Source organism: Halorubrum halophilum, assembly GCF_000739595.1.
Lineage (GTDB): Archaea > Halobacteriota > Halobacteria > Halobacteriales > Haloferacaceae > Halorubrum > Halorubrum halophilum.
In genome coordinates, this window is record NZ_BBJP01000023.1 from 230655 (window position 1) to 255255 (window position 24601).

A 24601-nucleotide genomic window follows, 5' to 3' on the forward strand; every position below is an offset into this window, starting at 1 on the left:
AGTCTATACACAAACATGTGTATTACGCCGTGCAATGTGAGAATATTTATGCAGTAACGTCCGGTACCGCCGCGTATGACGATCACGCTACCGGGACCGACGCTCGGCGTCGTCGGCGGCGGTCAACTGGGTCGGATGATGGGGGAGGCGGTCGCGCCGCTCGGCGTCGAGGTCGTCGTGTTGGACCCGACAACCGACTGCCCGGCCAGCCCCGTCGTCAGCGACCAGATCGTCGGCGGGTTCGACGACGCCGACGCGATCCACGAGCTGGCGAGCCGGGTCGACGCCTTGACCTTCGAGATCGAACTGGCCGACCCGGACCTGATGGCCGAGGCGGCCGCCGAACACGACGTGCCGGTCCACCCCGACCCGGACACCCTCCGCACCATCCAAGACAAGCTCGTGCAGAAGGAGGCGCTGGTCGACGCCGGGATCCCTGTCCCCGAGTTCGCCGCCGTCGCCACCGCAGAGGGGCTCGAACGCGTCGTCGAGGAGTTCGGCGGCATCATGCTGAAGGCCCGCGAGGGCGGGTACGACGGCCGCGGGAACGTTCCCGTCGACGACCCCGCGGACGCGGCCGACGCGCTCGACGAGGTCGGCGGGAACGCGATGGCCGAGGAGTTCCTCGACTTCGAGCGCGAGATCGCCGTGATGGGCCTGAAGGGCGCCGACGGCGAGACCCGGACGTATCCCGTCACGGAGACGATCCACCGCGAGGAGATCCTCCGCGAGAGCGTCGCGCCGGCCCGGACCGACGACGTAGTCGTCGCCGAGGCCGAGTCGGTCGCGCGCGACGTGCTCGACGTGCTCGACGGCCGAGGCGTCTACGGGATCGAGCTGTTCGAGACGAAGGAGGGCGACGTGCTCGTCAACGAGATCGCGCCGCGACCGCACAACTCCGGCCACTGGACCATCGAGGGCGCGCGCACCTCGCAGTTCGAGAACCACGTCCGGGCCGTCCTCGGGTGGCCGCTCGGCCCGACCGACCTCGTCGCGCCCGCGGTCACGGGGAACGTGCTCGGCGATATCGATGAGACCCAACCCGCGACGCTGTCTGGCGTCGAGGAAGTGTTCGCGGCCCCAGACGCCGACCTCCACTGGTACGGGAAAGACGACGTGCGCCCGCTCCGGAAGATGGGGCATCTGACGGCGACGGACTGCAACGCCGACCGCGACGCCCTGCTCTCGCGGGCGCGAGACCTCCGCGACGGGCTGACGTTCCGGGACGCGTAGTCGCGAACCGGTCGCCCTTCACGAGTTCCGGTCGATCCACGCGCAGAAGGCGTCGAAGTCTTGTGCCCCTGCGCTCTCGGCGATGTCTCTGAGCGTTCCTTTCCGAACTTCGTCGTGCAACGGGACGGTGACGTGTCTCTCGTCCTCCTCGTTCGTCGGATGCCGGTAGTAGAGTTGTGCGTGGTCGCCGGTAGTTCGTCGCCACTCGAAGCCGCCGCGGTTGACGAGAACTTTCACGACTGCCCGTCCGGAGAACGTGCGCCTCGTCACGCTATTCGAGAACGTCGGGCGGCTCCGTGTCTCCGGTCGCGTTCTCCTCAGGATCGATCCCGAGGTCCTGAAGCTCTTCGTCGGTTGGTTCGCGGCCGATCTCTCCGCGATGGAGCGCGACGGCCTCGTCGAGGTTCTCCAACGCGTCGGCTCGTGACTCCCCCTGTGTCGTGACTCCCGTCCCCACGTCTCGGGCGATCCACCAGTCGTCCTCTCGCCACAGCCGGATCTCACCTTCGTGATCCGGCCCGTTTTCCGTCGAGCTTGCCATTACGGCAGAGTTCGTGCTATTTCGTTGTTAAGAGTTAGGCAGACGAACGACTGATACGGATGCGTCGACCAACGCTCGAATCGATGCCCGACGTCCCCGTGCCTGACGCCCCTCGCGAACGCCAGTCGATCCGGCTCCCGCCGGACCGGATCGAGGCGCTCCGCGAGTGGGCCGAAAAGGGAACCGCTCTGACTGCGGCGGCCTGCGTCTGCGACCCCGATGACCGGCTCGCGTTCGTGAAGGCGGCGTGGTCGGGGGGCTGGGTCCTCCCCGGCGGCGCGGTCGGGCCCGGCGAGCCGCCCGCGGTCGCAGCGAGGAAGGAGGTCAGCGAGGAGACGGGACTCGACGCGGCGATCGGCGACCCGGTCGTCGTCTTCGAGCAGTCGTACGTCGACGCCGAGCGCGAGGCGGTCGCGTTCGAGGCCGAGTACGTCGTCTACGCGGCGCGCGCCGCGGGTCGCATTCCCGACGCAGCCGAGCTCGGGATCGCTTCCAACGAGATCCGCGCCCCGTGGTGGTTCGAGGCGGTTCCAGAGAACCTGCACGACGGCGATCTTCTCCGCATGTCTCTCTCAGGAAAGAACCACTAACCGCCCGCTACCTGTCCCCATCGCCACCGTCGCGAACAGTCTCCCGTCGGCGGCGGTGACGTAGCTCGCGCCGCCGTCGACCTCGTGTTCGAACTGGGTCTCGCCGACGCGGACGGACAGGACGCCGACGCCCCCACCGACGCCGAGCCCGCGGAGCCGTTCTCCGCCGACGTATATCGTGTCGCCGACGAGCGCCGGCGGCGTCGGCCGAACGGCGCTTCCGATTTCGGTTCGCCACGCGTGATTCCCGTTCTCGGCGTTCAGCGCGTATAGCCGCCCGGCCGAGACCGCGAACACTCCGCCGCGACCGACCGCCATGCCCCCTTCGACGAATCCGCGGAGGTCGGCTCGCCACTGCGGCTTCCCGGTTGGGTCGAAACAGCGAACCGACCCGTCTCCCGCGCCGACTACCACGTCCCCCGACCCCCGTATCGACTCGCCGTCCGGCCCGCGTGACCCGACGACGGTCGGCGGGGTACGGATCCCGGCGTCGACGGTCCGGTTCCAGTGTACCCGGCCGTCGTCGTCGACCGCGTACAGCTCCCCACCGGCCGTCGCGGCGTAGACGACGCCGTACACCGACGCCAGTGAGTGGGCGGCGGCACGCCGGACGATCCCATCGAGCCGGCGCTCCCACTGCAGTTCGCCCGTCGCGCCGTCGAACGCCCGGAGGTACTCGCCGGCGCCGATCACCACTCGGTGGTCGTCCCCGCGGTCGACTACGAGAGGCGTCGTCTCCCCGAAGACGTACTCGAACTCCCGACCCCACAGCCGCTCACCGGTGTCGAGGTCGCGCGCGACCAGCGTGTCGCTCTCCAGGACGTACGCCACGCCGTCCGCGACGGCCGGCGCCCCCGTGTAGCGGAACGCGCTGTTGTCGTCGGGGGCGACGGCCCAGCGCTGGCTCAGGTCCCCGCGATCGAGCGCGACCACGTCCACGCCGGTGTTCAGGAGAACCGTTCCGGCGGTCACTACCGGGTCGCCGGCAGGGGTCCCGTCGAACTCGTGTGTACGGTCAGCAGTCGGGTCGTCGCGCGGCGCGACCCCGTTCGGAACCGCTCGCGAGTTCCAGTCGTTGCCGCCGCCGCTCGGCCAGTCGTACGTCTCGTCGGCGCCGGGATCAGCGTCGAATCCGGTGAGACAGCCGGCGGTAGCCGTCAGTCCGGCCGCTCCGAGCCCGGAGAGAAACGCGCGTCTGGAGGGCATATTCGTCCGGCGGTTCCGCGGCTGAGACCTTCCAACTTGTGGTCGCCGGGCTGTCTATCGACGGCGTACTGGTCGACCGCCGGACCGGCACGATTTACAACCCGCCTCGCGTCACTCACACCCATGACCACGGTCCAAGACCTGATCGACCGGCTCGAAGCCGAGGCGGCGGCCGACGCCGACCCCGAGACCACGCCCGACGTGGGTATCATCATGGGGTCGGACTCGGACCTCCCCGTCATGGAGGGCGCCTACGACGCGCTCGACGAGCTCGGGTTCGCGGAGCAGACCGACTTCGACGACGCGCCCGACGCGCGGTTCACCTACGAGAGCTACGTCGTCTCCGCGCACCGGACCCCGGAACTCATGTACGCGTACGGGGAGACCGCCGCGGCTCGCGGACTCGATATCGTGATCGCGGGCGCGGGCGGGAAATCCGCCGACCTCCCGAACATGACCGCGTCGCTCGCGTACCCGATCCCGGTGATCGGCGTCCCGGTTCAGGAGAAGTCGGTCGACTCCGTCATCGGGATGCCCACGGGTGCTCCGATCGTCGCGGTCGACGCCGGTAAGTCGTTCAACGCGGGACTGTCGGCCGCGCAGGTGCTCGCGCGTGAGCACGACACGATCAAAGAGCGGCTGATCGAATACCACGAGGGACTGAAAGGCGGGGTCGCAGCGGTGTCGGCCGACTTGCACGATCTCGGTATCGACGGGTTCCGCGAACGCGACGAGTCGTAGCACTGGTGGGCGATCGAGCGGGTTCCGGATCCGGATTGCTCCTCCGGACCGCTCGCCGGCGTTTTCGGCGACGTGGGGGCGTTGCGATGAAGACTCAACGCTTATGAGGGGGCGGTCCAAATCCTCGCACGTTACGGAGACCTATATGAGCGATTGGATAGCGATCGGCGCCTTGGCGGTCGTCGGCTTGGTCATCCCGCTAGCGATGATGTCCGTGTCGGCGTTGCTCCGTCCAAGCGTGCCTGAGACCGGTAAAAGTACCACCTACGAGTCCGGCGAGACCCCGACGGGCGGGACGCGGATCCGGTTCAACATTCAGTACTACATGGTCGCGCTGTTGTTCGTCGTGTTCGACATCGAGACCGTGTTGCTGTTCCCGTGGGCCGTCATCTACCGTCCGGCGATCAGCGCTGGCGTGCCGATGATCGCCCTGCTGTGGCCGATGCTGGCGTTCGTCGGAGTCCTCGCGATCGGGCTCGTCTGGGCGTGGCGCTCCGGCGCGATCAGCTGGGCCCGGAGTCCCCGCGCGACAAGTCGAAAGACGGAGCGTGACCTCAACTAATGAGCAGCGATCAACCATTCATCACCGACGAATCGCAAGTCGTAACCGAGACCCGCGACGCCCGGATGACCGGGCAGGGGGACCGGTTTAACTCCCGCCTCCGAGAGGCGTTCGGCTCCTCGCCGTTCATCCTCACCAAGTTCGACAAGTTCCTGAACTGGTGTCGCGGCTCCTCGATGTTCATGCTGCAGTTCGGCATCGCCTGCTGCAGCATCGAGATGATGCACACCTACGCGGTGAAACACGACCTCGACCGCTTCGGGTCGGGCGTCCCCCGCGCGTCGCCGCGGCAGGCCGACGTGATGATCGTCCCCGGGACGATCGTCTCGAAGTTCGCGCCGCGGATGAAGCGCGTCTACGACCAGATGCCGGAGCCGAAGTTCGTGGTCGGCATGGGCTCGTGTACCATCTCCGGCGGTCCGTTCCAGGAGGGGTACAACGTGATCAAGGGCGCCGAGGAGGTCATCCCGATCGACATCCACGTCCCCGGCTGCCCGCCTCGCCCCGAAGCGCTCGTCTACGGCGTCGTGAAGCTGCAGGAGCGCGTCGCCAACGGCGAGGCCTCGCCCGTCACCGTCAAGCCGTACGAACTAGAGGAGTTCTCCGACCTCGAACGCGACGAGCTCGTCGACAAGCTCGCCGACGAGATCGAGGAGGACGAGCTCGTCATGCGGTACAACTTCGCTGATTCGCCATGAGCCTCGAACGACCAGACTCCGTCGACGACGCGGCGGTCGAGCGCACTCCCGACGAGCTGGAGGCGCTCCTCGGCGACCTCGTCGTCGACCGCGACGACCACCTGAACGCGCCCGGGTTCGTCATCCGCCCGGACACCGTCCAGGAGACGCTCTCGATCCTGAAAGAGCAGGCGGGGTACGACCACCTCTCGGTCGTGTCTGCACAGGAGTACGAGAACCGCTACGAGTCGATCTACCACCTGAAGAAGTTCGACGACCCCACTCAGGAGGTCAGCATCGTCGTTCCCGCCGATAAGGACAATCCCGTCTCTGAGTCGGCCGAACCCGTCTTCCGGACCGCCGACTGGCACGAGCGGGAGGCGTACGACCTGATCGGCGTCGAGTACGACGACCACCCCGACCTGCGCCGGATCCTGCTGCCCGAGACGTGGCAGGGCCATCCCCTGTCGATGGACTACGACAAGGACCGCCCGCAGATCGCCACCCTGCCGGAGCACGCGAACCCGCTGCAGGAACACCACAAGGACGCCGAGTCCGACACGATGTTCCTCAACATCGGGCCGCACCACCCGGCGACCCACGGCGTCTTACACCTGAAGACGGTCCTCGACGGCGAGCAGGTCGTCGACGTCGAGCCCGACATCGGCTACCTCCACCGCAGCGAGGAGCAGATGGCCCAGTCCGGGACGTACCGCCACCAGATCATGCCGTACCCGGACCGCTGGGACTACATCTCGGCGGGCCTGCTCAACGAGTGGGCGTACGCCCGCGCGGCGGAGGACCTCGCCGACATCGAGGTGCCCGAGTACGCGCAAGTCATCCGCACGATGGGCGCGGAGATGTGCCGGATCGCCGCGCACATGCTCGCGCTCGCCACGTTCGCGCTCGACATCAACGGCGACTTCACGGCGACGTTCATGTACGCCATCAACGACCGCGAGCGCGTTCAGAACCTCTTGGAGGACCTGACGGGTCAGCGGCTGATGTTCAACTACTTCCGGCTCGGCGGGGTCGTCTGGGACCTCCCGGAGCCGCGCGACGAGTTCTTCTCGAAGACCCGGGACTTCCTCGACCACCTCCCGGAGTCCGTCGAGGAGTACCACAACCTCATCACCTCCAACGAGATCTTCCAGATGCGGACGATCGACACCGGCATCCTCCCGCCGGAGGTCGCGAAGAACTACGGCGCGACCGGTCCCGTCGCCCGCGGTTCGGGCGTCGACTACGACCTGCGCCGCGACGACCCGTACGGGTACTACGACGAGCTCGACTGGGACGTGATCACCGAGGACGGCTGCGACAACTTCAGCCGCCTGCTCGTTCGGATGCGCGAGGTCGAGGAGTCCGCGAAGATCATCGAGCAGTGCGTCGACCTGCTCGAGGACTGGCCCGAAGACGAGCGGAACATCCAGGCGAACGTGCCGCGCACGCTCCGCCCGGACGACGACACCGAGATCTACCGGGCCGTCGAGGCCGCGAAGGGCGAGCTCGGCATCTACATCCGCGCGGACGGCACGGACAAGCCGGCTCGGTTCAAGATCCGGTCTCCCTGCTTCTCGAACCTCCAGACGCTTCCGGAGATGGCGAACGGGGAGTACATCCCCGACGTGGTCGCCGCGCTCGGTAGCCTGGACATCGTTCTCGGGGAGGTGGACCGCTGATGGGAACGGCGCCCGCACAGCTGTTCCCCGAGTACCTCGTCGACACGTTCGGGATCGACAGCGTCCTCGGTGACGTCGTCGCCTCGCTGATCGGGGCGGCGCTCGTCGCCAACATCATCCTCGCGTTCTCCGGCGTCGCCGGACCGTGGGCGAAACGGAAGATCACGGCGGCGTTCACCGACCGGATCGCGGTCGATCGGATCGGGCCCTACGGGCTGCTCATCATCCCGGCGGCGGCGGTCCAACTGCTCGCGAAGGAGCTCATCGTCCCCGAGGGAGTCGACCGCCCGACGTGGGACATCGCTCCGATCCTCCTGCCGGCGTCGGCGATGCTCGGGTTCTCCGTGATCCCGATGGGACACATCGGGCCGCTGAACCTCCACCTCGCCGACCCGGAAGTCGGGTTAGCGCTGGTGTTCGCGTTCGCCTCTATCGCCTCGGTGTCGCTGGTGATGGCCGGCTACGCGTCGAGCAACAAGTACTCGCTGCTCGGCGGGCTCCGCGCGGTCGCGCAGAACCTCGCGTACGAGATCCCGCTCATCGTCACCGCGATGTCGGTCGTGATCTTCGCCGGGACGCTCCAGATCAGCGGCGTCGTCGGGGCGCAGACCGAGACGCTCGTGACGATCGCCGGGATATCGATCCCGGCGTGGTTCGCGTTTGTGAACCCGTTCGCGTTCGTGCTGTTCCTCACGGCGAACATGGCGGAGATCGGCCGGAACCCGTTCGACATCCCCGAGGCGCCGACGGAGATTGTCGGCGGGTATCAGACGGAGTACTCCTCGGCGTACTTCGTCCTGTTCTACCTCGGCGAGTTCGTCCACATCTTCCTGGGCGGCGCGATCCTCTCCGTCGTGTTCCTCGGCGGGGCGTCCGGTCCGGGCCCGGAGAGCATCAGCTTCATCTGGTTCGTGGTGAAGGTCTGGGGCTTCTTCCTGTTCACACAGTGGGCCCGCGCGGCGATTCCCCGTGTTCGGATCGATCAGCTGATCGAGATCGGCTGGAAGGGAATGCTGGTGCTGTCGTTCGCGAACCTGGTGCTCACGGCCGTAATCGTGGGGGTGATCGCGTAATATGATCGGACTCATGAAATCCATGGCGACGACGATGAAGCACGCGCTCGACGGGACGACGTTCACGGTGGAATACCCGGAGGACGCGCCCGAGGTGAGCCCGCGCTTCCGCGGCGTTCACAAGTTCAGTCAGGAGCGGTGTATCTGGTGTCGGCAGTGCGAGAACGTCTGCCCGAACGATACGATCCAGATCGTTCAGGACGACCAGCGCAACGGCGAGCAGTACAACCTTCACATCGGTCAGTGTATCTACTGCCGACTGTGCGAGGAGGTCTGCCCCGTCGACGCCATCCTGCTGACGCAGAACTTCGAGTTCACCGCGGACACGAAGGACGACTTCGTGTTCAACAAAGAACAGCTCAAGAACGTCCCGTGGTACAAGGGAATCGACCCGCTGGAGTCCCGGAACCCCGATCGCGGCGCGTGGATCGGGGAGGGAGACGGCGAGGTCGACTACCAGTAGCGGGCGCGTCTCGAAATCTTCAAAGGGACTCTCATAGGAGACACACACAATGGTTTATGCTACCATCGCGTTCGGGCTGTTCGCCGCGGTCACGCTGGCGTTCGGCCTCGGGGTCGTCCTGGCGCGCGACGTGTTCCACGCCGCGTTGCTTCTGGGCGGTGCCCTGACGAGCGTTGCGGTGCACTACGTGATGCTGCAGGCGGAGTTCATCGCCGCCATGCAGATCCTCGTCTACGTGGGCGGGGTCTTGATTCTCGTCACGTTCGCCGTGATGCTCACGCGATCGGACACGGAAACGGAGGTGAATAGCGCGTGAGTAACGACGACTCCCGGAGCCGCGGGCGTCTCGTGCCCGCAGTCGCGGTCGGACTCCTGTTCGCGGTACTGGCGCTGACGGCGCTGTCGGCCGACTTCGGCGAGGTCGCGGCGTTCCCGGCCGACGCGTCGATCGTCCACAACATCGGGTACGCCCTCTTCAACCTCGGCGAGTACGAGCTCGGATCCGTTCCGGCCGAGGGGTTCCTCGCGGCATTCCTGATCGCGGCGGTCGCGCTCGACGTGGCCGTCGACGGCGCAGTCTACCTGGCGAAGCGCGAGGAGGACGGCTCCATCGTCTCTGCGGTGGGCGAGGCGCTCACCGACGGCGGGCGCGAGGGGGGTGAGCGGCGATGACCGCTGTCGCCTCTTCCATCCCGCCCGAGTGGTACCTGCTGCTCGCCGCCGCCGTGTTCTGTATCGGCCTGTTCGGCGTGCTTACCCGAAACGACGCGCTGTACTTCCTGATGAGCGTCGAGCTCATGATGAACGCCGCGAATATCAACTTCGTCGCGTTCGCGCTGTACTACGGCGACCTCACGGGACAGGTGTTCGCGCTGTTCGTCATCGCGCTCGCGGCCGCGGAGGTCGCGATCGGGATCGGCATCATCCTCGTGTTGTACCGCAACTTCGGCGTCACCGACGTGACCGTTCCAACGGAGATGAGGTGGTAACATGATAGACGTGTTCTCATACGTTCCGGCGATCGTTCTCCTCCCGTTCTTCTCGTTCCTGATCGCCCTCGGCGTCGGGAAGTACCTCCCGAAGGGCGGCGCCTTCGGCGGCATCGCGGCGACGGCGGGCTCGTTCCTGCTCTCGCTGTGGGTGCTCGCGACGGTCGCGGGCGGGGAGGCGGCGAACCGCACGCTCTACACGTGGGCGAGCGCGGGCGGCATCGGCCCGACGGACGTCGAACTCTCGTTCGGGATCCTGATCGACCCGCTGTCGGCGCTCATGCTCGTCATCGTGACGCTCGTGGCGCTGCTCGTCCACGTGTTCTCGCTCGGCTACATGAACGACGAGGGCGAGACGGGGCTCCCCCGGTACTACGCCGGGCTCGGCCTGTTCACGGCCTCGATGCTCGGCTTCGTCGTCGCCGACAACCTGCTGATGGCGTTCATGTTCTTCGAGCTGGTCGGGCTCTGCTCGTACCTGCTCATCGGCTTCCACTTCCGGGAGCCCGGCCCGCCGTCGGCGGCGAAGAAGGCGTTCCTCGTCACGCGGTTCGGGGACTACTTCTTCCTGATCGGCGTCGTCGCTGTGCTCGCGACGTTCGGCACCGCGCAGTTCGCCGGACCCGAGTCGTTCCCGGCGCTCGCGGAGGCCGGTGAGGTCGCGTGGACGCCCGGGGGGCTCGCGCTCGACACGTGGTTCACGGTCGTCGGCCTGCTCGTGCTGGGCGGCGTCGTCGGGAAGTCCGCGCAGTTCCCGCTGCACACGTGGCTCCCCGACGCGATGGAGGGCCCGACGCCTGTCTCCGCGCTCATTCACGCCGCGACGATGGTGGCGGCCGGCGTCTACCTCGTCGCGCGCATGTACGGGTTCTACGCCCTGACGCCGACGACGCTCGCGGTGATCGCCTTCATCGGCGGCTTCACCGCGCTGTTCGCGGCGACGATGGGACTCGTGAAAGACGAGCTGAAGCAGGTGCTCGCGTACTCCACCATCTCGCAGTACGGCTACATGATGCTCGCGCTCGGCTCGGGCGGGTACGTGGCCGCGGTCTTCCACCTGACCACCCACGCCTTCTTCAAGGCCCTGCTGTTCCTCGGCGCCGGTGCGGTGATCATCGCGATGCACCACAACGAGGACATGTGGGACATGGGCGGGCTGAAATCGAAGATGCCCGTCACGTACTACACCTTCCTCGCCGGGTCGCTGGCGCTCGCGGGCATCTTCCCGTTCGCCGGCTTCTGGTCGAAAGACGAGATCCTCTACGAGGCGCTCGTCCACGGACTCAACGACCCGCTGCTGCTCGGCGGCTACCTGATGGGGCTGCTCGCGGTGCCCGTCACCGCCTTCTACACCTTCCGGATGGTGTTCCTGACGTTCCACGGCGAACCGCGCAGCGAGACCGCACGCGACCCCGAACCCGTTCGCTGGAACGTGAAGGGACCGCTGACGGTGCTGGGCGTGCTCGCGGTCGTCACCGGCTTCATTAACATGGTGCCGGTCCAGAAGGTCCTCGGACTGGAGGGCATCGACCTACTTCACCTCTGGCTCGATAACCATTGGGGCGGCATCGAGGGGCTCTCCTCGCACCACTACGGCGACATCGGGCCGTACAGTAGCGGGTCCCTCGTCGGCGGCGAGGTCGGTACCGTCCTCGTCGGCGCGGCCGTCTCGCTCGGCCTGGCGCTGACTGGGCTCCTCGTTGCCTGGCGGCTCTACAACGTTCCGTCGCCGACGGAGCACACGGCGAAGCTCGGCGGGATCAAAGACGTGCTGTACAACAACTACTACTTGGACGAACTGCAGGTATGGCTCGCGTATCGCACCGAAGACGTCGCTGGCGGCGCTAACACCTTCGATCAGGGGATCATCGACGGCGTCGTCAACGGCGTCTCGTCGGTGAGCCTCTTCGGTGGGAGCCGGATCCGTCGGCTCCAGAGCGGCGTGGTCTCGCAGTACGCCATGCTGCTCACGCTGGGGCTCGTCGCGTTGCTTCTCGCGCTCGGCGTGACTGGGGGGTGGTTCCTGTGATGATCGAAGCCCTCATCGGGTTCACGTTCGCGGCCGCGATCCTCGTGCTGCTCGCCCCGAACGAGTGGGCCGGTCGGCTGGCGTTCGCGTTCAGCCTGCTCCCGTTCGCCGGCTCGCTGTACCTCTGGTCCGGCTTCGAGAGCGCCGGCAACGCCCTCACGGGCGGTGACATCGCGTACGCGACCCAGATCGAGTGGCTGGAGGTCGGCGGCCGGACCGTGTCGTGGTTCGTCGGCGTCGACGGGATCAGCCTCCCGCTCGTCGTGCTCACGACGTTCCTCGTCCCGCTCGCGATCGTGAGCGCGTGGACGCCGATCGACGCCCGTCAGAGTCAGTTCTACGGGCTCATGCTGTTCATGGAGGCGAACCTGCTCGGCGTGTTCACTGCGCTTGACTTCTTCCTCTGGTTCGTCTTCTGGGAGGCCGTCCTCGTGCCGATGTACTTCCTCATCGGCATCTGGGGCGGTCCCCGCCGGAAGTACGCCGCGATCAAGTTCTTCGTCTACACGAACGCGGCGTCGCTGCTGATGTTCATCGGCTTCATGTCGCTGACGTTCGCGCTCGGCGACTCCGTGAGCTCGTTCGCGCTGCCGGAGATCACGGGGGCGATCGCCGACGGCGGTCTCGGTTCATTCGCCGGACTCGCTCCGGAGACGCTCGCCACGGCCGCGTTCCTCGCGATGTTCCTCGGGTTCGCGGTGAAGGTCCCGATCGTTCCGTTCCACACGTGGCTCCCCGACGCCCACGTGGAAGCGCCGACGCCCGTGTCGGTGCTGCTGGCCGGCGTGCTCCTGAAGATGGGGACGTACGCGCTGCTCCGGTTCAACTTCACGATGCTCCCGGAGCAGGCGTCCGCGCTCGCGATTCCGATCGCCGCCATCGCCGTCATCAGCGTCATCTACGGCGCAATGTTAGCGCTGGCACAGAAGGACCTCAAGCGGATCGTCGCGTACTCCTCCGTCTCGTCGATGGGGTACGTCATCCTCGGGCTCATCGTCTTCACCGAGTACGGGGTCGGCGGCGCGACGTTCCAGATGGTCGCGCACGGCCTCATCTCGGGGCTGATGTTCATGGCCGTCGGGGTCATCTACAACGCGACGCACACGCGGATGGTCGGCGACATGTCCGGCATGGCCGACCGGATGCCCGTCGCGGTTGGCATCCTCGTCGCCGGCGCGTTCGGGTACATGGGGCTCCCGCTGATGGCCGGCTTCGCCGGTGAGTTCTTCATCTTCGTGGGCTCCTTCGCCGCCCCGGCGCTGCCGTACGCGCCGCTGTTCACGGCGCTCGCGATGTTCGGTATCGTGGTCGTCGCCGGCTACCTGCTGTCGGCGATGCAGAGCACGCTGTTCGGGCCCTTCGAGCTCGAAACCGACTACGAGGTCGGTCCCGCACCGTTCCACGACGTCGCCCCGCTCGCGGTGCTGCTGGTGGCGATCATCGTGCTCGGCGTGGCGCCCGACATCTTCTTCGAGATGATCCGTGATGCTGCCGTTCCCGTGGTCGAGGGGGTGACCGTCGATGGTTAACACGCTTCCGCCCGTGGCGGCGCTGCTGCCCGTCTTCCTGCTCGCGTTCACCGGGCTCGCGCTGCTTTTAGTCGACACGATCAGCCCCGACGCGCGCTCGAACACCTCGATGGCCGTCGGCGGCGCGCTCGGCTCGCTCGCCGCGCTCGCGGCGAGCGTCTGGCTGGTCGTCTCTGGCACTGGAAGCGGCGACACCGGCGGCGCGATCACCCTGTTCGCCGAGGCGATCAAGGTGGATACGATGGCGCTGTTCTTCACCGCCATCTTCGCGTCCGTGACGGCGCTGGTCGTTGTCGCGGCCCACGACTACTTCCACGACCACGAGAGCCCGGCGGCGTTCTACTCGCTCGTCGTGTTCGCGGCGACCGGGATGGCGCTGCTCGCGGCCGCGAACTCGCTCGCGGTCGTCTTCGTCGCCCTCGAAATGGTGTCGCTGCCGTCGTACGTGCTCGTCGCGTACCTCAAGCGGGACCGCGGGAGCGTCGAGGCGGGGCTGAAGTACTTCCTCGTCGGCGCGCTCTCCTCCGCGATCTTCCTGTTCGGAATCTCGCTGGTGTACGCGTCGACCGGCTCGCTGCTGTTCAGCGGGGTCGCCGAGGGGATCGGCTCGCTCGACGGCCTCGCCGGCGTCGCCGGCATCGGAATCGTGATGATCGTCGGCGGCGTCGCGTTCAAGACCGCGTCCGTCCCGTTCCACTTCTGGGCGCCGGAGGCGTACGAGGGCGCGCCCGCGCCGGTGAGCGCGTTCCTCTCGTCCGCCTCGAAGGCGGCCGGCTTCGTGGTCGCGTTCCGTCTGTTCACCGAGGCGTTCCCGGTGGGCGCGTCGCTCGCCGCCGGCATCGACTGGGTGCTGGCGTTCGGTATCCTCGCGGCCGTGACGATGACGCTCGGTAACTTCGCGGCGGCCGTGCAGGAGGAGGTCAAGCGGATGCTCGCGTACTCCTCCATCGGGCACGCGGGCTACGTGCTCATCGGCGTCGCCGCGCTCTCGGCCGGCGGATCGGCCAACGGCGCGGTGATGGGCGCGGCGATGGCGCACCTGCTCGTCTACGGGTTCATGAACACCGGTGCGTTCCTCTTCGTCGCGATGGCGGAGCGGTGGGGCGTCGGCCGGACCTTCGAGGACTACGCCGGGCTTGCGCGGCGCGCGCCCGTCGCCTCGACGGCGATGGCTGTGTTCATGTTCTCGCTCGCCGGGCTCCCGCCGTTCGCCGGGTTCTTCTCGAAGTACTTCCTGTTCATGGGCGCCATCGACAACGGGTTCCTGTGGCTCGCGGCGGTCGGTGCCGTCAACAGCGTCGTCTCGCTGTACTACTACAGTCGGGTCGTGAAGGCGCTGTGGCTCGACGACCCCGCGTCGTCGAGCGCGCTGGACGCGATCGACGTGCGGCCGACCGGACTGTACGCCGCGGTCGTGTTCGCGGCGGTCGCGACGGTGCTGCTCCTGCCCGGCTTCGAGCCGGTCATCGAGACCGCCGAGGCCGCGGCGTCGGCGCTGTTCTAGCGGTCCGACGCGCCCTCGCGGCGCTTTGGATCTCCGTTCTCCGAACCGGTACCCGCAGGTATTAGCGCGTTCGGTCCCCTACGTTCTGTCATGAGTAGAACTCGAACGTACCGCTGTCTGAACTGCCTCGAACACACGATCGACCGCGAGTTCGACACCTCTCACCTGTCAGTGACCTGCCCGAACTGCGAGGCGTTCGAGCGGTTCGTCAACGAGGCGGTGTACCGGCAGTTCCGGGCGTTCGAGGAGTCGCCGCCACCGGAACTCGACTGGGAGCGGCTCGATCGAACCGAGAAGCTCGTGGTCGCAGAGCGGATCGCTCGCTCGACGAAGACGATCGAAGACTTCGCCGTCGTGAGTGGTGACGAGGACGGAGAGGGGGACGAAGCCGAAAGCGCCGACGACATCGCCGAGTCGCCGACTCCCAAGTAGGTGAGCGGTCAACGCGCGTACAACTTCCCGCCGACGAGCGCCGCGAGGTCGTCGTTGCTCGGCGTCACCGCCACGTAGGGGCGATCGACGGGACCGAACACGTCGACGACGCGGCCGACCGTCGCGAGCGACTCGTCGACCACGGACGAGCCGATCCGCGGCGGCTCCGCGCCCGCCTCTGTGCGCGCGATGGCGAGCCCCCCGGCGGTGCGGACGACGGTGCCGACGCGGTGCATCGTCACTCCCGGATGACCCCGAGGTAGGCGGCGATCGCCTGTACGAGGTCGTTTTTCGCGGTGTCTTCGGTGCCTCTGACGACCACCGCGCCTCGCGGATCGAACTCGCGGGAGTAGGTCTTCTCGCGTTCGATCACCGCGTCGTATCCGACCTGTTGGACCGCCTTCGCGATCTCGTCGACGGTGGGCTCCTCGATCGCGAGGTCCATCGGGACGCGGCGCCCCTCCGACCGCGATCGATCGGCGTCGAAGTACGCGGGATAGACGACGTTCTCGACCATATATCGGAGAGGCGAGCGCGCGGCGTAAGGTCGTTTCGGACCCCGACGCGCTCAGGCGGTCTTGAACTCGAACCGAGCGCCGCCTGACTCGCCGGCGAGCGCGCGCACCTCCCAGCCGTGCGCGTCGGCGATCCGCTTCGTGATCGCGAGCCCGAGGCCGGTCCCGTTCTCCTCGGTCGTGAACCCGCTCTCGAACACGCGGTCGCGCTCGGCCTCGGGAAGCCCGCGTCCGTCGTCCTCGACAAAGAAGCCGCTTCCCGCCTCCCCGTCGCCGCCGCGAAACGACGCCTCGCCGACGCGAACGGTGAGGTGGTTGGCGCCGTCGGCATCGCCGTCTCTCGAACGCCCGTGCTTGACGCTGTCGTCGGGCGGAGCCCGACTGCTCGTGGAACCATGTTCCACGCTGTCGCCGGACTCCGTCGGGCTGCCAGTGGAACCGTGTTCCACGCTGTTCCGGAACACGTTCTCCAGCAGCTCCCGCGTGCGGGTCGCGTTGGCGTCGATCGTCACGTCGCCGTCGACGACGAGTTCGGCGTCGCTGGTGTCGACGCTCTCCCACGCGTCCCTCGCGAGCGCCTCGATCGAGACGGGGCTCGTCTCGCCGACCGATTCGCCCTGTCGGGCCAGCGAGAGCAGGTCGCCGACGAGCTCGTCCATGCGGTCCAGCGCCTCACTCGCTTTCCCGAGGTACCCCGTCTCACCGGTTTCGGCCGCGAGATCGACGTACCCCTCCGCGACCGAAAGCGGGTTCCGGAGGTCGTGCGAGACGATCGAGGCGAACTCGTCGAGCCGCTCGTTCTGGCGTTCCAGCGCCGCCTCACGCTCTCGCCGCTCCGTCACGTCGGTGTAGATGGCGTACCCGGAGACGTTCTCGGTGTCGAGTCGGATCGGCACAACATGGAGGATGAAGTGTCTGGGGCCGTCTGCGGTCTCGCGGGTCACCTCGCGCCTGACGTTCTCCCCGCGCTGGAGGCGGTCGTTGAGCTCCGTCGCCTCGGACTCGGCCTCGTCGCTGGCGGGGACGATGAAGTCGTCAACGGACTCCCCGACGACGGTTTCGGCGTCGTAGCCGAACGTTTCCTCGAACGCGTCGTTGACCCGGTGAACGATCGGCTCGCTGTCGACGTAGTCATAGGCGATCGCCGGATCGGGGACGTTTGAGAACAGCGCGAGCAACTGGTCGCGTTCGGCCCGAAGCGCCTCGTCTGCGGGGTCTGTGCCTGACTCGTCTCTGGCCGCGAGCCAGCGGAGCGTCGCGTCGAGATCGGTCGGGGTGGTCGCGACCGCGTCGACGAGGGGGTCGATCGCCGTCGTCGAAACGGGGTCGTCGACGAACGCAACGACGCGGCACGACCCGTCGCGGCTGCGGACCGCGTCGAGTCCCTCGGCGTCGAGGACGACTGCCACGTCCGCCGCGGCGATGTCGTCGCCGACGGAGGCGGGAGCCGCGTCGGCGCTCTCCAACGCGTCGGCCACGCTGGCCGCCTCGTCCGGGTCTCCGGCGAGGGCGAGAACCGACGACCGTCCCCTCGGCTCGGAGTTCACGATGGGAGTAGACACAACTGGTGTGCGGATAAATTTTCCTCCGTCGTCGGTTTCGGAGGGGGAGCCGACCGCCGGGAAGCCGGTGACGCGTGCCTCTCCGAACGCCCGCAGGAGGGACGCGGGGCACCCCGGAACCCTTTTGGAGGAACACGGGCCACGTTCCAGTAATGAGCGATCTCGAAGCGGAGTACCGCCTCGACTACTTCGAGGAGGAGGGGTTCGAGCGGAAGGAGTGTCCCTCCTGCGGCGCGCACTTCTGGACCCGCGACGCCGACCGCGAACTGTGCGGCGAGCCGCCCTGTGAGGACTACAGCTTCATCGACGACCCGGGCTTTCCGGAGGCTCACTCCCTGTCTGAGATGCGGGAGGCGTTCCTCTCCTTCTTCGAGGAACACGACCACGAGCGGATCGATCCGTATCCGGTCGCCGCGAACCGCTGGCGCGACGACGTCCTGCTGACGCAGGCGTCCATCTACGACTTCCAGCCGCTCGTCACGTCGGGCCAGACCCCGCCGCCGGCGAACCCCCTCACGATCTCACAGCCCTGCATCCGGATGCAGGACATCGACAACGTCGGCAAGACGGGCCGACACACGATGGCCTTCGAGATGATGGCCCACCACGCGTTCAACACGCGCGAGGAGGTTGACGAGGACGAGTACGCCTACCACGGCGAGGTGTACTGGAAAGACGAAACCGTCGAGTACTGCGACGAGCTGTTCGAGAGCCTCGGCGCGGATCTGGAGGAGATCACCTACATCGAGGACCCGTGGGTCGGCGGCGGCAACGCCGGCCCCGCCATCGAGGTCATTTATAAAGGCGCCGAGCTGGCGACGCTCGTCTTCATGTGCATGGAGCGGGACCCCGACGGCGACTACGAGATGAAGGACGGGCACACGTACTCGTTCATGGACACGTACATCGTCGACACCGGGTACGGGCTCGAACGGTGGACGTGGATGAGCCAGGGGACAGCGACGGTGTACGAGGCGATCTACCCCGACGCGATCGACTTCCTGAAGGAGAACGCGGGGATCGAACGCACGGAGGAGGAACGGAAGCTCGTCCACCGCGCCGCGAAGCTCTCCGGTCGGCTCGACATCGACGACGTCGACGACGTGGAGGGCGCGCGCGGCGAGATTGCGGACCGGCTCGACGTCGATGTCGGCCGGCTCCGCGAGCTGGTCGAGCCGCTCGAATCGATCTACGCGATCGCCGACCACTCGCGGACGCTCGCGTACATGTTCGGCGACGGGATCGTCCCCTCGAACGTCGGCACGGGCTACCTCGCACGAATGGTCCTGCGGCGCACGAAGCGGCTCGTCGACGAGGTCGGCGTCGACGCCCCGCTCGACGAGCTGGTCGATATGCAGGCAGAGCGACTCGGCTACGAGAACCGCGACACGATCCGCGAGATCGTCCGCACCGAGGAGCGGAAGTACCGCCAGACGCTCGAACGCGGCTCCCGGAAGGTGGAGTCGCTCGCGGACGAGTACGCCGGCACGGGCGAACCGATCCCGACGGAGGTGTTGCTGGAGCTGTACGACTCCCACGGGATCCAGCCGGACATGGTCGCCGACATCGCCGCCGAGCGCGGTGCGACCGTCGACGTGCCCGACGACTTCTACGCGCTCGTCGCCGACCGCCACGAGGAGGCGGACGGCGAAGATGGGGACGCCGAGCGCGACGACCGGTTCGACGACCTCCCCGAGACGGAGAAGCTGTTCTACGACGACCAGGGGCGCACCGAGTTCGAGGCGGTCGTTCTCGACGTGTTCGAGCGCGAGGAGGGGTACGACGTGGTCTTAGACCAGACGATGTTCTACCCGGAAGGCGGCGGGCAGCCGGCCGACAGGGGCCACCTCACGGCCGGCGAGACGACCGTCGACGTGGTCGACGTCCAGGAGCGCGACGGCGTCGTGCTCCACCGCACCGACGCCGACCCAGGGAAGGGAGAGTTCGTCAAGGGGCAGGTCGACGGCGGCCGCCGCGACCGGCTCCGTGCCCACCACACGGCGACCCACCTGATCGGTCACGCGGCCCGGGAGGTGCTCGGCGACCACGTCCGACAGGCGGGCGCCCAGAAGGGGATTGACTCCTCCCGGCTCGACGTGCGCCACTTCGAGCGGGTCACCCGCGAACAGGTCAGGGAGATCGAGCGGGTCGCCAACGAGCTCGTCCGCGACGACGTGCCGGTCCGACAGGAGTGGCCCGACCGCAACGAGGCGGAGGCCGAGCACGGCTTCGACCTCTATCAGGGCGGCGTCCCGCCGGGAACGAACGTCCGCCTGATCCACGTCGGCGACGCCGACGTGCAGGCCTGCGCCGGGACCCACGTCGAGCGGACCGGCGAGATCGGCGCGGTGAAGGTGTTGAAGACGGAGCCCGTTCAGGACGGTGTCGAGCGGATCGTGTTCGCGGCGGGCGGCGCGGCGATCGAGGCGACCCAGCGCACCGAGGACGCGCTGTACGACGCCGCCGAGGCGCTCGACGTCGACCCGCTCGACGTGCCCGAGACGGCAGAGCGGTTCTTCGACGAGTGGAAGGCGCGGGGCAAGGAGATCGAGTCGCTGAAAGAGGAGCTCGCGGCGGCGCGCGCCTCCGGCGGCGCCGACGCCGAGGAGGTCGATGTCGGCGGCGTCACCGCGGTGATCCAGCGGCTCGACGGCGACGCCGACGAGCTGCGCGCGACGGCGAACGCCCACGTCGACGACGGGAAGGTCGCGGTCGTCGGCAGCGGCGCGGGCGGCTCCGCGAGCTTCGTGGTCGGTGTCCCCGACAGCGTCGACGTGAACGCCGGACAAGTGGTCTCGGAGCTCGCCGGCCGCGTCGGCGGCGGCGGCGGCGGTCCGCCGGACTTCGCACAGGGCGGCGGTCCGGACGCGGACGCGCTCGACGACGCCCTCGACGCGGCGCCGGACGTCCTTCGAAGCTTACAGGAGGCCTGACGACTTCCTCCACTTCCCATGCCCCACGCGAACAACGCCGGTGTCGAGGTCCGGTACGAGGTCGACGCTCCCGACGCCGGCGACCCCGACGAGGCGGTCGTGTTCTGCGGCGACGTGGGGCTGGGCGCGTGGCAGTTCGGCTGGCAACACGCCGCGCTCGCGGGGCCGCACACGGTGATCACGCCCGAGACACGAGGCGTCGGTCGGTCCGATGCGCCGTCAGGACCGTACACCGTCGAGGAACTCGCGAGCGACGTGGACGCGGTGTGCGCCGCGGAGGGGGTCCGGAACGCCCACATCGTCGGGTACGGGCTCGGCGGGATGGTCGCGCTCGCGTACGCGCTCGCCTCCTCGCGCCCGGCGAGTCTCTCCGTCGTCGGGACGCCGCCCGCGGGCGACGCCTACAATTCCGACGGCGTGTGGGCCGACCCGTCGAGCCCGAGCGCGGTGAAGGGATCGCTGAACGGGCTGCTCTCGGAGTCGTTCCGGGAGACGCATCCCGACGTGCTCTCGCGGATCGCCGAGTGGCGAATCAGCGAGGACGCCGGCCGCGAGACGTTCGAGGCCCACCGCGCGGCGGTCGAGGGGTTCGACCTCTCGGACCGGCTGTACGAGCTCACGACGCCGACACTCGTCGTTCACGGGACCGAAGATGCGGTGTGTCCGAAGCCGGCCGCGGAGGGGCTCGCCGAGGGGCTCCCGCGCGGGGAGTTCCACTCGATCGCGGGCGCGCGCCACCTCGTCGGCGTGGAGAAGTCCGCAGCGGTCAACGACGCCCTCGTCGGCTGGCTCGCGGAACACGCCGCGGACCCCTTCTCGGAGTGAGCGGGGCCGTCGGCCGACCGAAGCCCCCGCTCGTCGACGTCGGTAGCGCTTCCCGCCGTCGCAACCGTTTTTGCCCCGTCGTGCGTCGGGGCGTTCAATGACACGCCTCCGGTTCGCCCTGCTGAACGCCGCCCACGACGGCGCGAACACCCGGCGGAACTTCCGGCGGGAGCTCGACGCGGACCTCGTCGAGTTCTCGGCCAGCGACGGACAGCTCCCCGACCACACCGAGTTCGACGGCGTCGTCGTCACCGGATCGCGCTCGTCGGTCTACTGGGACGAGACGTGGATCCCGCCGCTCATCGACTACGTCGCCGAGGCCGCGGAGGCCGGCCTCCCGGTGCTCGGCGTCTGTTACGGCCACCAGGTGGTCGCCGAGGCGCTCGGCGGGCGTGTCGCCGGGATGGACGAGTTCGAGATCGGGTACAATGAGGTGCGCCACCGCGGCGGCGACGAGCTGTTCGCGGGGATCGACGAGGAGTTCACCGTCTTCACGACCCACGGCGACGCCGTCGTGGAGCTCCCGCCGAGCGCGACCCTGCTCGCCGAGAACGACCACGGGGTCCACGCGTTTCGCGACGGCCACTGCTGGGGCGTCCAGTTCCACCCCGAGTACGACATCGAGACGGCGCGGGAGGTCACGGAGGGGAAACGCGAACGTCTCGGCGACGCCCGCGTCGACGCGGTACTGACCGAGATCACGCCCGAGGCATACGACGCCGCCTGCGAGGTGAAGCCGCTGTTCGACAACTTCGTGGCGTACGCCCGGCGGCTGAAGGCCGACCGGGGTGCAGTCGCGGCGGCCGACGACTGACCCGGATCCGCGAACCCGCGCCGGTAGCTGACCCGGAACCGCGATATCGACGGGATCGAATTCTCGGGTCGACGACAGCTACTTGCTCCGGGGGCCCGTTCAGATCGGCATGATACTCCGTCGGGCCAGAGCGCTGTTCGACCGCGCCCGCTCGGAGCTTCACCGTTCGTTCACCGAGGAACACTCGTCTCGCGAGACCGCCGGGAGCTTCTCGCTCGGCGTGTTCATCACGATGCTCCCGACGCTCGGGACCGGACTGATCGCGTTCGTCGTGCTCGCGTGGGCGGTGAGCCGGATCAATCGGATCGCGATGTTCGCGTCGGTGATCGTGTTTAACCCGGTCGTGAAGTGGGGCGTGTACGGCACCAGCTTCGCGCTCGGGACGGCGATCCTCGGCCCCGTCCCCGGCGTGTCACCCTCGTCGGTGTCGCTGACGGCGGGGCCGGCGATCGTCGCCAGACTCATCGTCGGCAACCTGATACTCGCGGTCGTCGCCGCCGCGGCCAGCTATCTCGTCGCCCACCGAATTGTCGTGGCGTACGAACGGCGGGGGCTCGGCGTCGTCGACGCGGTCACGGGGGTCGTTGGCGTCGACGGAGAGAAATCGGAGGGCTCGGAGGGCTCGGAGGACTCGGACGGTTCTGATCGACCAGAAGCCGGCGACGCCTCGAAGGCCGCCTCTGTCGACTCTTCCGAGTGACGCCGCCGCTCGGGTCGAACACGCTTATACGGTTCCCGCCCGGACTCACGGTATGAACGTAGTACCGGACACCAGTGCGGTCGTGGACGGCCGCGTGTCCGAACGCGTCGAGGACGGGACCTACGCGGCGGCGACGGTGCTCGTCCCGGAGGCCGTCGTCGGCGAGCTGGAGTCGCAGGCCAACGACGGGCTCGAATCGGGCTGGGACGGGCTGAGCGAGCTCAAGCGGCTCGCCGACTACGCCGACGAGGGGACGATCGAGCTGGAGTACGTCGGTGAGCGCGCCGACGGCGACGCCCGCTCGCACGCCCACGAGGGCGACGTGGACGCGCTGATCCGCGACATCGCCGCCGACCGGGACGCCACGCTCCTCTCAAGCGACATCGTGCAGGCCGAGGTCGCCCGCGCGAAGGGGATCGACGTCGAGTACGTGGAGCCGGTCGCCCGCGGCGTGGTCGACAAGCTGCCGATCCAGCAGTTCTTCACCGATGAGACGATGTCGGTCCACCTCAAGACGGGGACGAAGCCGAAGGCGAAGCGCGGGGCCCTCGGCGAGATGCGGTACGAGGTCATCGACGACGAGGAGTCGAGCGAGGAGCAGATGGACGAGTGGGCCACCGCCATCGTCGACCTGGCCCGGCAGTCCAACGAGGGGTTCATCGAGCTCTCAGACGACGGGATGGACATCGTCCAGTTCCGCAACTACCGGATCGCGGTCGCTCGTCCGCCGTTCGCGGACGGGATCGAGATCACGGCGGTTCGGCCCATCGCGAAGACGACGCTCGACGACTACGAGTTCGCCGACGAGCTCCGCGAGCGGTTCAAAGAGCGGAAGCGGGGCGTGCTCATCTCTGGGTCGCCGGGCGCCGGGAAGTCGACGTTCGCGCAGGCGGTCGCGGAGTTCCTCAACGACAGCGACTACGCGGTCAAGACGATGGAGAAGCCGCGCGACCTCCAAGTCGGCCCGGAGATCACCCAGTACGGCGCGCTCGGCGGCGAGATGGAGAACACGGCCGACTCGCTGCTCTTGGTCCGTCCCGACTACACCATCTACGACGAGGTCCGGAAGACGAACGACTTCGAGGTGTTCTCCGACATGCGGATGGCCGGCGTCGGGATGGTCGGCGTCGTCCACGCGTCGCGCGCCATCGACGCGCTCCAGCGGCTCGTCGGTCGGGTCGAGCTCGGGATGATCCCGCAGATCGTCGACACCGTCGTCTACATCGAGGCCGGCGAGGTCCACACCGTCTACGACGTGACCACGGAGGTGAAGGTGCCCGCGGGGCTCACCGCGGAGGACCTCGCGCGCCCGGTGATCCAGGTGTCGAACTTCGAGACGGGGCGGCCGGAGTACGAGATCTACACGTTCAACCGGCAGGTCGTCACGGTCCCGCTGAACGAGGACGGCGGCGAGGCCGAGAGCGAGACGGGCGTCGGCCGGATCGCGAAACAGGAGATCGAACGCGAGATCAAGTCGGTCGCGCACGGCCACGTCGATGTCGAACTCAAGGGGAACGACCAGGCGGTCGTGTACGTCTCCGAGGGCGACATCGGCACCGTCATCGGCAAGGGCGGCGGCCGAATCAGCGACATCGAGAACCGGCTCGGGATCGAGATCGACGTCCGCACCCACGACGAGAAGCCCGGCGGTCGTGGGGGCGGCTCGGGCGACGATCGCAGCGCGAACGGGCAGGGCGACGGTCGCGGCGGGCAGGTCGGCGAGGAGCGCGGCACCGTCGTGACCCCCGAGATCACCTCCCGGCACGTCGTCATCGATGTCGACGCCGGCGTCGGCGAGACGGTCGAGGTGCGCGCGGACGGCGAGTACCTCTTCACCGCTACCGTCGGCCGCGGCGGCGAGGTGCAGGTGTCCCGCGGCTCCGCGATCGCCGAGGAGCTGGAGGACGCGATAGACCGGAAGCGCACGGTGACGGTCGTGCCGGCTCGCTGATCGTCGCGCCGAACCGTCGATCGCCGGTGTCGACTCGCTGATCGTCGGGT

The 24601-nt window shown here is 68.0% G+C and carries 26 protein-coding genes; 20 read left to right on the top strand and 6 right to left on the bottom strand.

Annotated elements, in window-relative coordinates; translation table 11 throughout:
- Positions 1–75: 75 nt before the first annotated feature.
- Positions 76–1233: a 5-(carboxyamino)imidazole ribonucleotide synthase gene (locus ACP96_RS08870; protein ID WP_050033051.1), complete on the top strand. Its 1158-nt coding sequence runs from the start codon at positions 76–78 to the stop codon at positions 1231–1233.
- A gap of 18 nt (positions 1234–1251) precedes the next feature.
- Here the strand turns inward: ACP96_RS08870 and ACP96_RS08875 are convergent, their stop codons facing one another.
- Positions 1252–1503 (bottom strand): type II toxin-antitoxin system HicA family toxin, encoded by a 252-nt coding sequence (locus ACP96_RS08875; protein WP_050033052.1) that lies wholly within the window; start codon positions 1501–1503, stop codon positions 1252–1254.
- Position 1504: 1 nt separating this feature from the next.
- Entirely contained in the window at positions 1505–1774 is a 270-nt protein-coding gene (locus ACP96_RS08880; protein WP_050024365.1) for a type II toxin-antitoxin system HicB family antitoxin, read from the bottom strand.
- 83 nt (positions 1775–1857) lie between these two features.
- Between ACP96_RS08880 and ACP96_RS08885 the strand changes: the two genes are divergently transcribed.
- Entirely contained in the window at positions 1858–2364 is a 507-nt protein-coding gene (locus tag ACP96_RS08885; RefSeq protein ID WP_050024368.1) for an NUDIX hydrolase, read from the top strand.
- Here ACP96_RS08885 and ACP96_RS08890 read toward each other — a convergent pair.
- A complete protein-coding gene (locus ACP96_RS08890) occupies positions 2347–3570 on the bottom strand; it encodes a PQQ-like beta-propeller repeat protein (protein WP_050024370.1) in 1224 nt (407 codons plus the stop codon). The two genes, ACP96_RS08885 and ACP96_RS08890, sit on opposite strands and share 18 nt — an antisense overlap.
- Positions 3571–3693: 123 nt before the next feature.
- On the opposite strand from ACP96_RS08890, the gene purE reads away from it, so the two are divergent.
- The 13 genes from purE to ACP96_RS08955 all read left to right on the top strand — a co-directional run bounded on the left by purE (position 3694) and on the right by ACP96_RS08955 (position 15251).
- The gene (gene purE, locus ACP96_RS08895) at positions 3694–4311 is read left to right on the top strand and encodes a 5-(carboxyamino)imidazole ribonucleotide mutase (RefSeq protein ID WP_050024372.1); all 618 of its coding nucleotides are present in this window, start codon (positions 3694–3696) and stop codon (positions 4309–4311) included.
- 145 nt (positions 4312–4456) lie between these two features.
- Positions 4457–4873 carry an NADH-quinone oxidoreductase subunit A gene (locus tag ACP96_RS08900; protein WP_050024374.1) on the top strand — a complete coding sequence of 139 codons (417 nt, stop codon included), beginning with the start codon at positions 4457–4459 and terminating at the stop codon, positions 4871–4873.
- On the top strand, positions 4873–5571 hold the full coding sequence (locus ACP96_RS08905) for an NADH-quinone oxidoreductase subunit B (RefSeq protein ID WP_050024377.1): 699 nt from the start codon (positions 4873–4875) through the stop codon (positions 5569–5571). Before ACP96_RS08900 ends, ACP96_RS08905 begins: the two co-directional genes overlap by 1 nt.
- Positions 5568–7232 (top strand): NADH-quinone oxidoreductase subunit D, encoded by a 1665-nt coding sequence (locus ACP96_RS08910; RefSeq protein ID WP_050024379.1) that lies wholly within the window; start codon positions 5568–5570, stop codon positions 7230–7232. The genes ACP96_RS08905 and ACP96_RS08910 overlap by 4 nt, the downstream gene beginning before the upstream one ends.
- Complete coding sequence (locus ACP96_RS08915) at positions 7232–8305, top strand: complex I subunit 1/NuoH family protein (protein ID WP_050024381.1); 1074 nt, start codon at positions 7232–7234, stop codon at positions 8303–8305. The genes ACP96_RS08910 and ACP96_RS08915 overlap by 1 nt, the downstream gene beginning before the upstream one ends.
- A gap of 1 nt (position 8306) precedes the next feature.
- A complete protein-coding gene (locus ACP96_RS08920) occupies positions 8307–8768 on the top strand; it encodes a NuoI/complex I 23 kDa subunit family protein (protein WP_006113010.1) in 462 nt (153 codons plus the stop codon).
- A 49-nt stretch (positions 8769–8817) separates the two neighbouring features.
- Positions 8818–9084, top strand: coding sequence for an NADH-quinone oxidoreductase subunit J (locus ACP96_RS08925; protein ID WP_004049822.1), 267 nt, complete (start codon positions 8818–8820; stop codon positions 9082–9084).
- Positions 9081–9440, top strand: coding sequence for a hypothetical protein (locus ACP96_RS08930; protein ID WP_050024385.1), 360 nt, complete (start codon positions 9081–9083; stop codon positions 9438–9440). The genes ACP96_RS08925 and ACP96_RS08930 overlap by 4 nt, the downstream gene beginning before the upstream one ends.
- The gene (gene nuoK, locus ACP96_RS08935) at positions 9437–9757 is read left to right on the top strand and encodes an NADH-quinone oxidoreductase subunit NuoK (RefSeq protein ID WP_050024387.1); all 321 of its coding nucleotides are present in this window, start codon (positions 9437–9439) and stop codon (positions 9755–9757) included. The genes ACP96_RS08930 and nuoK overlap by 4 nt, the downstream gene beginning before the upstream one ends.
- Before the next feature lies 1 nt (position 9758).
- Complete coding sequence (gene nuoL, locus ACP96_RS08940) at positions 9759–11786, top strand: NADH-quinone oxidoreductase subunit L (protein ID WP_050033053.1); 2028 nt, start codon at positions 9759–9761, stop codon at positions 11784–11786.
- The gene (locus tag ACP96_RS08945) at positions 11786–13315 is read left to right on the top strand and encodes a complex I subunit 4 family protein (protein WP_050033054.1); all 1530 of its coding nucleotides are present in this window, start codon (positions 11786–11788) and stop codon (positions 13313–13315) included. The genes nuoL and ACP96_RS08945 overlap by 1 nt, the downstream gene beginning before the upstream one ends.
- Complete coding sequence (locus tag ACP96_RS08950; RefSeq protein WP_050024391.1) at positions 13308–14819, top strand: NADH-quinone oxidoreductase subunit N; 1512 nt, start codon at positions 13308–13310, stop codon at positions 14817–14819. Before ACP96_RS08945 ends, ACP96_RS08950 begins: the two co-directional genes overlap by 8 nt.
- Positions 14820–14909: 90 nt before the next feature.
- Complete coding sequence (locus ACP96_RS08955; RefSeq protein ID WP_050024393.1) at positions 14910–15251, top strand: hypothetical protein; 342 nt, start codon at positions 14910–14912, stop codon at positions 15249–15251.
- 8 nt (positions 15252–15259) lie between these two features.
- Here the strand turns inward: ACP96_RS08955 and ACP96_RS08960 are convergent, their stop codons facing one another.
- The 3 genes from ACP96_RS08960 to ACP96_RS08970 are packed head-to-tail and all read right to left on the bottom strand — an operon-like array spanning position 15260 to position 17313.
- Positions 15260–15487 carry an H/ACA ribonucleoprotein complex subunit GAR1 gene (locus ACP96_RS08960; RefSeq protein ID WP_050033088.1) on the bottom strand — a complete coding sequence of 76 codons (228 nt, stop codon included), beginning with the start codon at positions 15485–15487 and terminating at the stop codon, positions 15260–15262.
- A gap of 2 nt (positions 15488–15489) precedes the next feature.
- A complete protein-coding gene (srp19, locus tag ACP96_RS08965; protein ID WP_050024398.1) occupies positions 15490–15768 on the bottom strand; it encodes a signal recognition particle subunit SRP19 in 279 nt (92 codons plus the stop codon).
- A 51-nt stretch (positions 15769–15819) separates the two neighbouring features.
- On the bottom strand, positions 15820–17313 hold the full coding sequence (locus ACP96_RS08970) for a receiver/sensor box histidine kinase (protein WP_050033055.1): 1494 nt from the start codon (positions 17311–17313) through the stop codon (positions 15820–15822).
- A 167-nt stretch (positions 17314–17480) separates the two neighbouring features.
- Between ACP96_RS08970 and alaS the strand changes: the two genes are divergently transcribed.
- The 5 genes from alaS to ACP96_RS08995 all read left to right on the top strand — a co-directional run bounded on the left by alaS (position 17481) and on the right by ACP96_RS08995 (position 24551).
- On the top strand, positions 17481–20261 hold the full coding sequence (gene alaS / locus ACP96_RS08975) for an alanine--tRNA ligase (protein ID WP_050033056.1): 2781 nt from the start codon (positions 17481–17483) through the stop codon (positions 20259–20261).
- Positions 20262–20279: 18 nt separating this feature from the next.
- Entirely contained in the window at positions 20280–21086 is an 807-nt protein-coding gene (locus ACP96_RS08980; protein WP_050024400.1) for an alpha/beta fold hydrolase, read from the top strand.
- A gap of 97 nt (positions 21087–21183) precedes the next feature.
- Positions 21184–21900 carry a type 1 glutamine amidotransferase gene (locus tag ACP96_RS08985; RefSeq protein ID WP_050024402.1) on the top strand — a complete coding sequence of 239 codons (717 nt, stop codon included), beginning with the start codon at positions 21184–21186 and terminating at the stop codon, positions 21898–21900.
- Between the two features lie 109 nt (positions 21901–22009).
- Positions 22010–22600 carry a DUF2062 domain-containing protein gene (locus tag ACP96_RS08990; RefSeq protein ID WP_082222489.1) on the top strand — a complete coding sequence of 197 codons (591 nt, stop codon included), beginning with the start codon at positions 22010–22012 and terminating at the stop codon, positions 22598–22600.
- A 52-nt stretch (positions 22601–22652) separates the two neighbouring features.
- Positions 22653–24551: a PINc/VapC family ATPase gene (locus ACP96_RS08995; RefSeq protein ID WP_050033057.1), complete on the top strand. Its 1899-nt coding sequence runs from the start codon at positions 22653–22655 to the stop codon at positions 24549–24551.
- Positions 24552–24601: the final 50 nt, after the last annotated feature.

Excerpts from the sequence above, each read along its gene's own strand:
- ACP96_RS08870 (WP_050033051.1), top strand. The coding sequence starts at position 76 with ATGACGATCACGCTACCGGGACCGACGCTCGGCGTCGTCGGCGGCGGT.
- ACP96_RS08880 (WP_050024365.1), bottom strand. The coding sequence starts at position 1,774 with ATGGCAAGCTCGACGGAAAACGGGCCGGATCACGAAGGTGAGATCCGG.
- ACP96_RS08885 (WP_050024368.1), top strand. The coding sequence starts at position 1,858 with ATGCCCGACGTCCCCGTGCCTGACGCCCCTCGCGAACGCCAGTCGATC.
- ACP96_RS08890 (WP_050024370.1), bottom strand. The coding sequence starts at position 3,570 with ATGCCCTCCAGACGCGCGTTTCTCTCCGGGCTCGGAGCGGCCGGACTG.
- purE (WP_050024372.1), top strand. The coding sequence starts at position 3,694 with ATGACCACGGTCCAAGACCTGATCGACCGGCTCGAAGCCGAGGCGGCG.
- ACP96_RS08900 (WP_050024374.1), top strand. The coding sequence starts at position 4,457 with ATGAGCGATTGGATAGCGATCGGCGCCTTGGCGGTCGTCGGCTTGGTC.
- ACP96_RS08905 (WP_050024377.1), top strand. The coding sequence starts at position 4,873 with ATGAGCAGCGATCAACCATTCATCACCGACGAATCGCAAGTCGTAACC.
- ACP96_RS08910 (WP_050024379.1), top strand. The coding sequence starts at position 5,568 with ATGAGCCTCGAACGACCAGACTCCGTCGACGACGCGGCGGTCGAGCGC.
- ACP96_RS08915 (WP_050024381.1), top strand. The coding sequence starts at position 7,232 with ATGGGAACGGCGCCCGCACAGCTGTTCCCCGAGTACCTCGTCGACACG.
- ACP96_RS08920 (WP_006113010.1), top strand. The coding sequence starts at position 8,307 with ATGATCGGACTCATGAAATCCATGGCGACGACGATGAAGCACGCGCTC.
- ACP96_RS08925 (WP_004049822.1), top strand. The coding sequence starts at position 8,818 with ATGGTTTATGCTACCATCGCGTTCGGGCTGTTCGCCGCGGTCACGCTG.
- nuoK (WP_050024387.1), top strand. The coding sequence starts at position 9,437 with ATGACCGCTGTCGCCTCTTCCATCCCGCCCGAGTGGTACCTGCTGCTC.
- nuoL (WP_050033053.1), top strand. The coding sequence starts at position 9,759 with ATGATAGACGTGTTCTCATACGTTCCGGCGATCGTTCTCCTCCCGTTC.
- ACP96_RS08945 (WP_050033054.1), top strand. The coding sequence starts at position 11,786 with ATGATCGAAGCCCTCATCGGGTTCACGTTCGCGGCCGCGATCCTCGTG.
- ACP96_RS08950 (WP_050024391.1), top strand. The coding sequence starts at position 13,308 with ATGGTTAACACGCTTCCGCCCGTGGCGGCGCTGCTGCCCGTCTTCCTG.
- ACP96_RS08955 (WP_050024393.1), top strand. The coding sequence starts at position 14,910 with ATGAGTAGAACTCGAACGTACCGCTGTCTGAACTGCCTCGAACACACG.
- ACP96_RS08960 (WP_050033088.1), bottom strand. The coding sequence starts at position 15,487 with ATGCACCGCGTCGGCACCGTCGTCCGCACCGCCGGGGGGCTCGCCATC.
- srp19 (WP_050024398.1), bottom strand. The coding sequence starts at position 15,768 with ATGGTCGAGAACGTCGTCTATCCCGCGTACTTCGACGCCGATCGATCG.
- alaS (WP_050033056.1), top strand. The coding sequence starts at position 17,481 with ATGAGCGATCTCGAAGCGGAGTACCGCCTCGACTACTTCGAGGAGGAG.
- ACP96_RS08980 (WP_050024400.1), top strand. The coding sequence starts at position 20,280 with ATGCCCCACGCGAACAACGCCGGTGTCGAGGTCCGGTACGAGGTCGAC.
- ACP96_RS08985 (WP_050024402.1), top strand. The coding sequence starts at position 21,184 with ATGACACGCCTCCGGTTCGCCCTGCTGAACGCCGCCCACGACGGCGCG.
- ACP96_RS08990 (WP_082222489.1), top strand. The coding sequence starts at position 22,010 with ATGATACTCCGTCGGGCCAGAGCGCTGTTCGACCGCGCCCGCTCGGAG.
- ACP96_RS08995 (WP_050033057.1), top strand. The coding sequence starts at position 22,653 with ATGAACGTAGTACCGGACACCAGTGCGGTCGTGGACGGCCGCGTGTCC.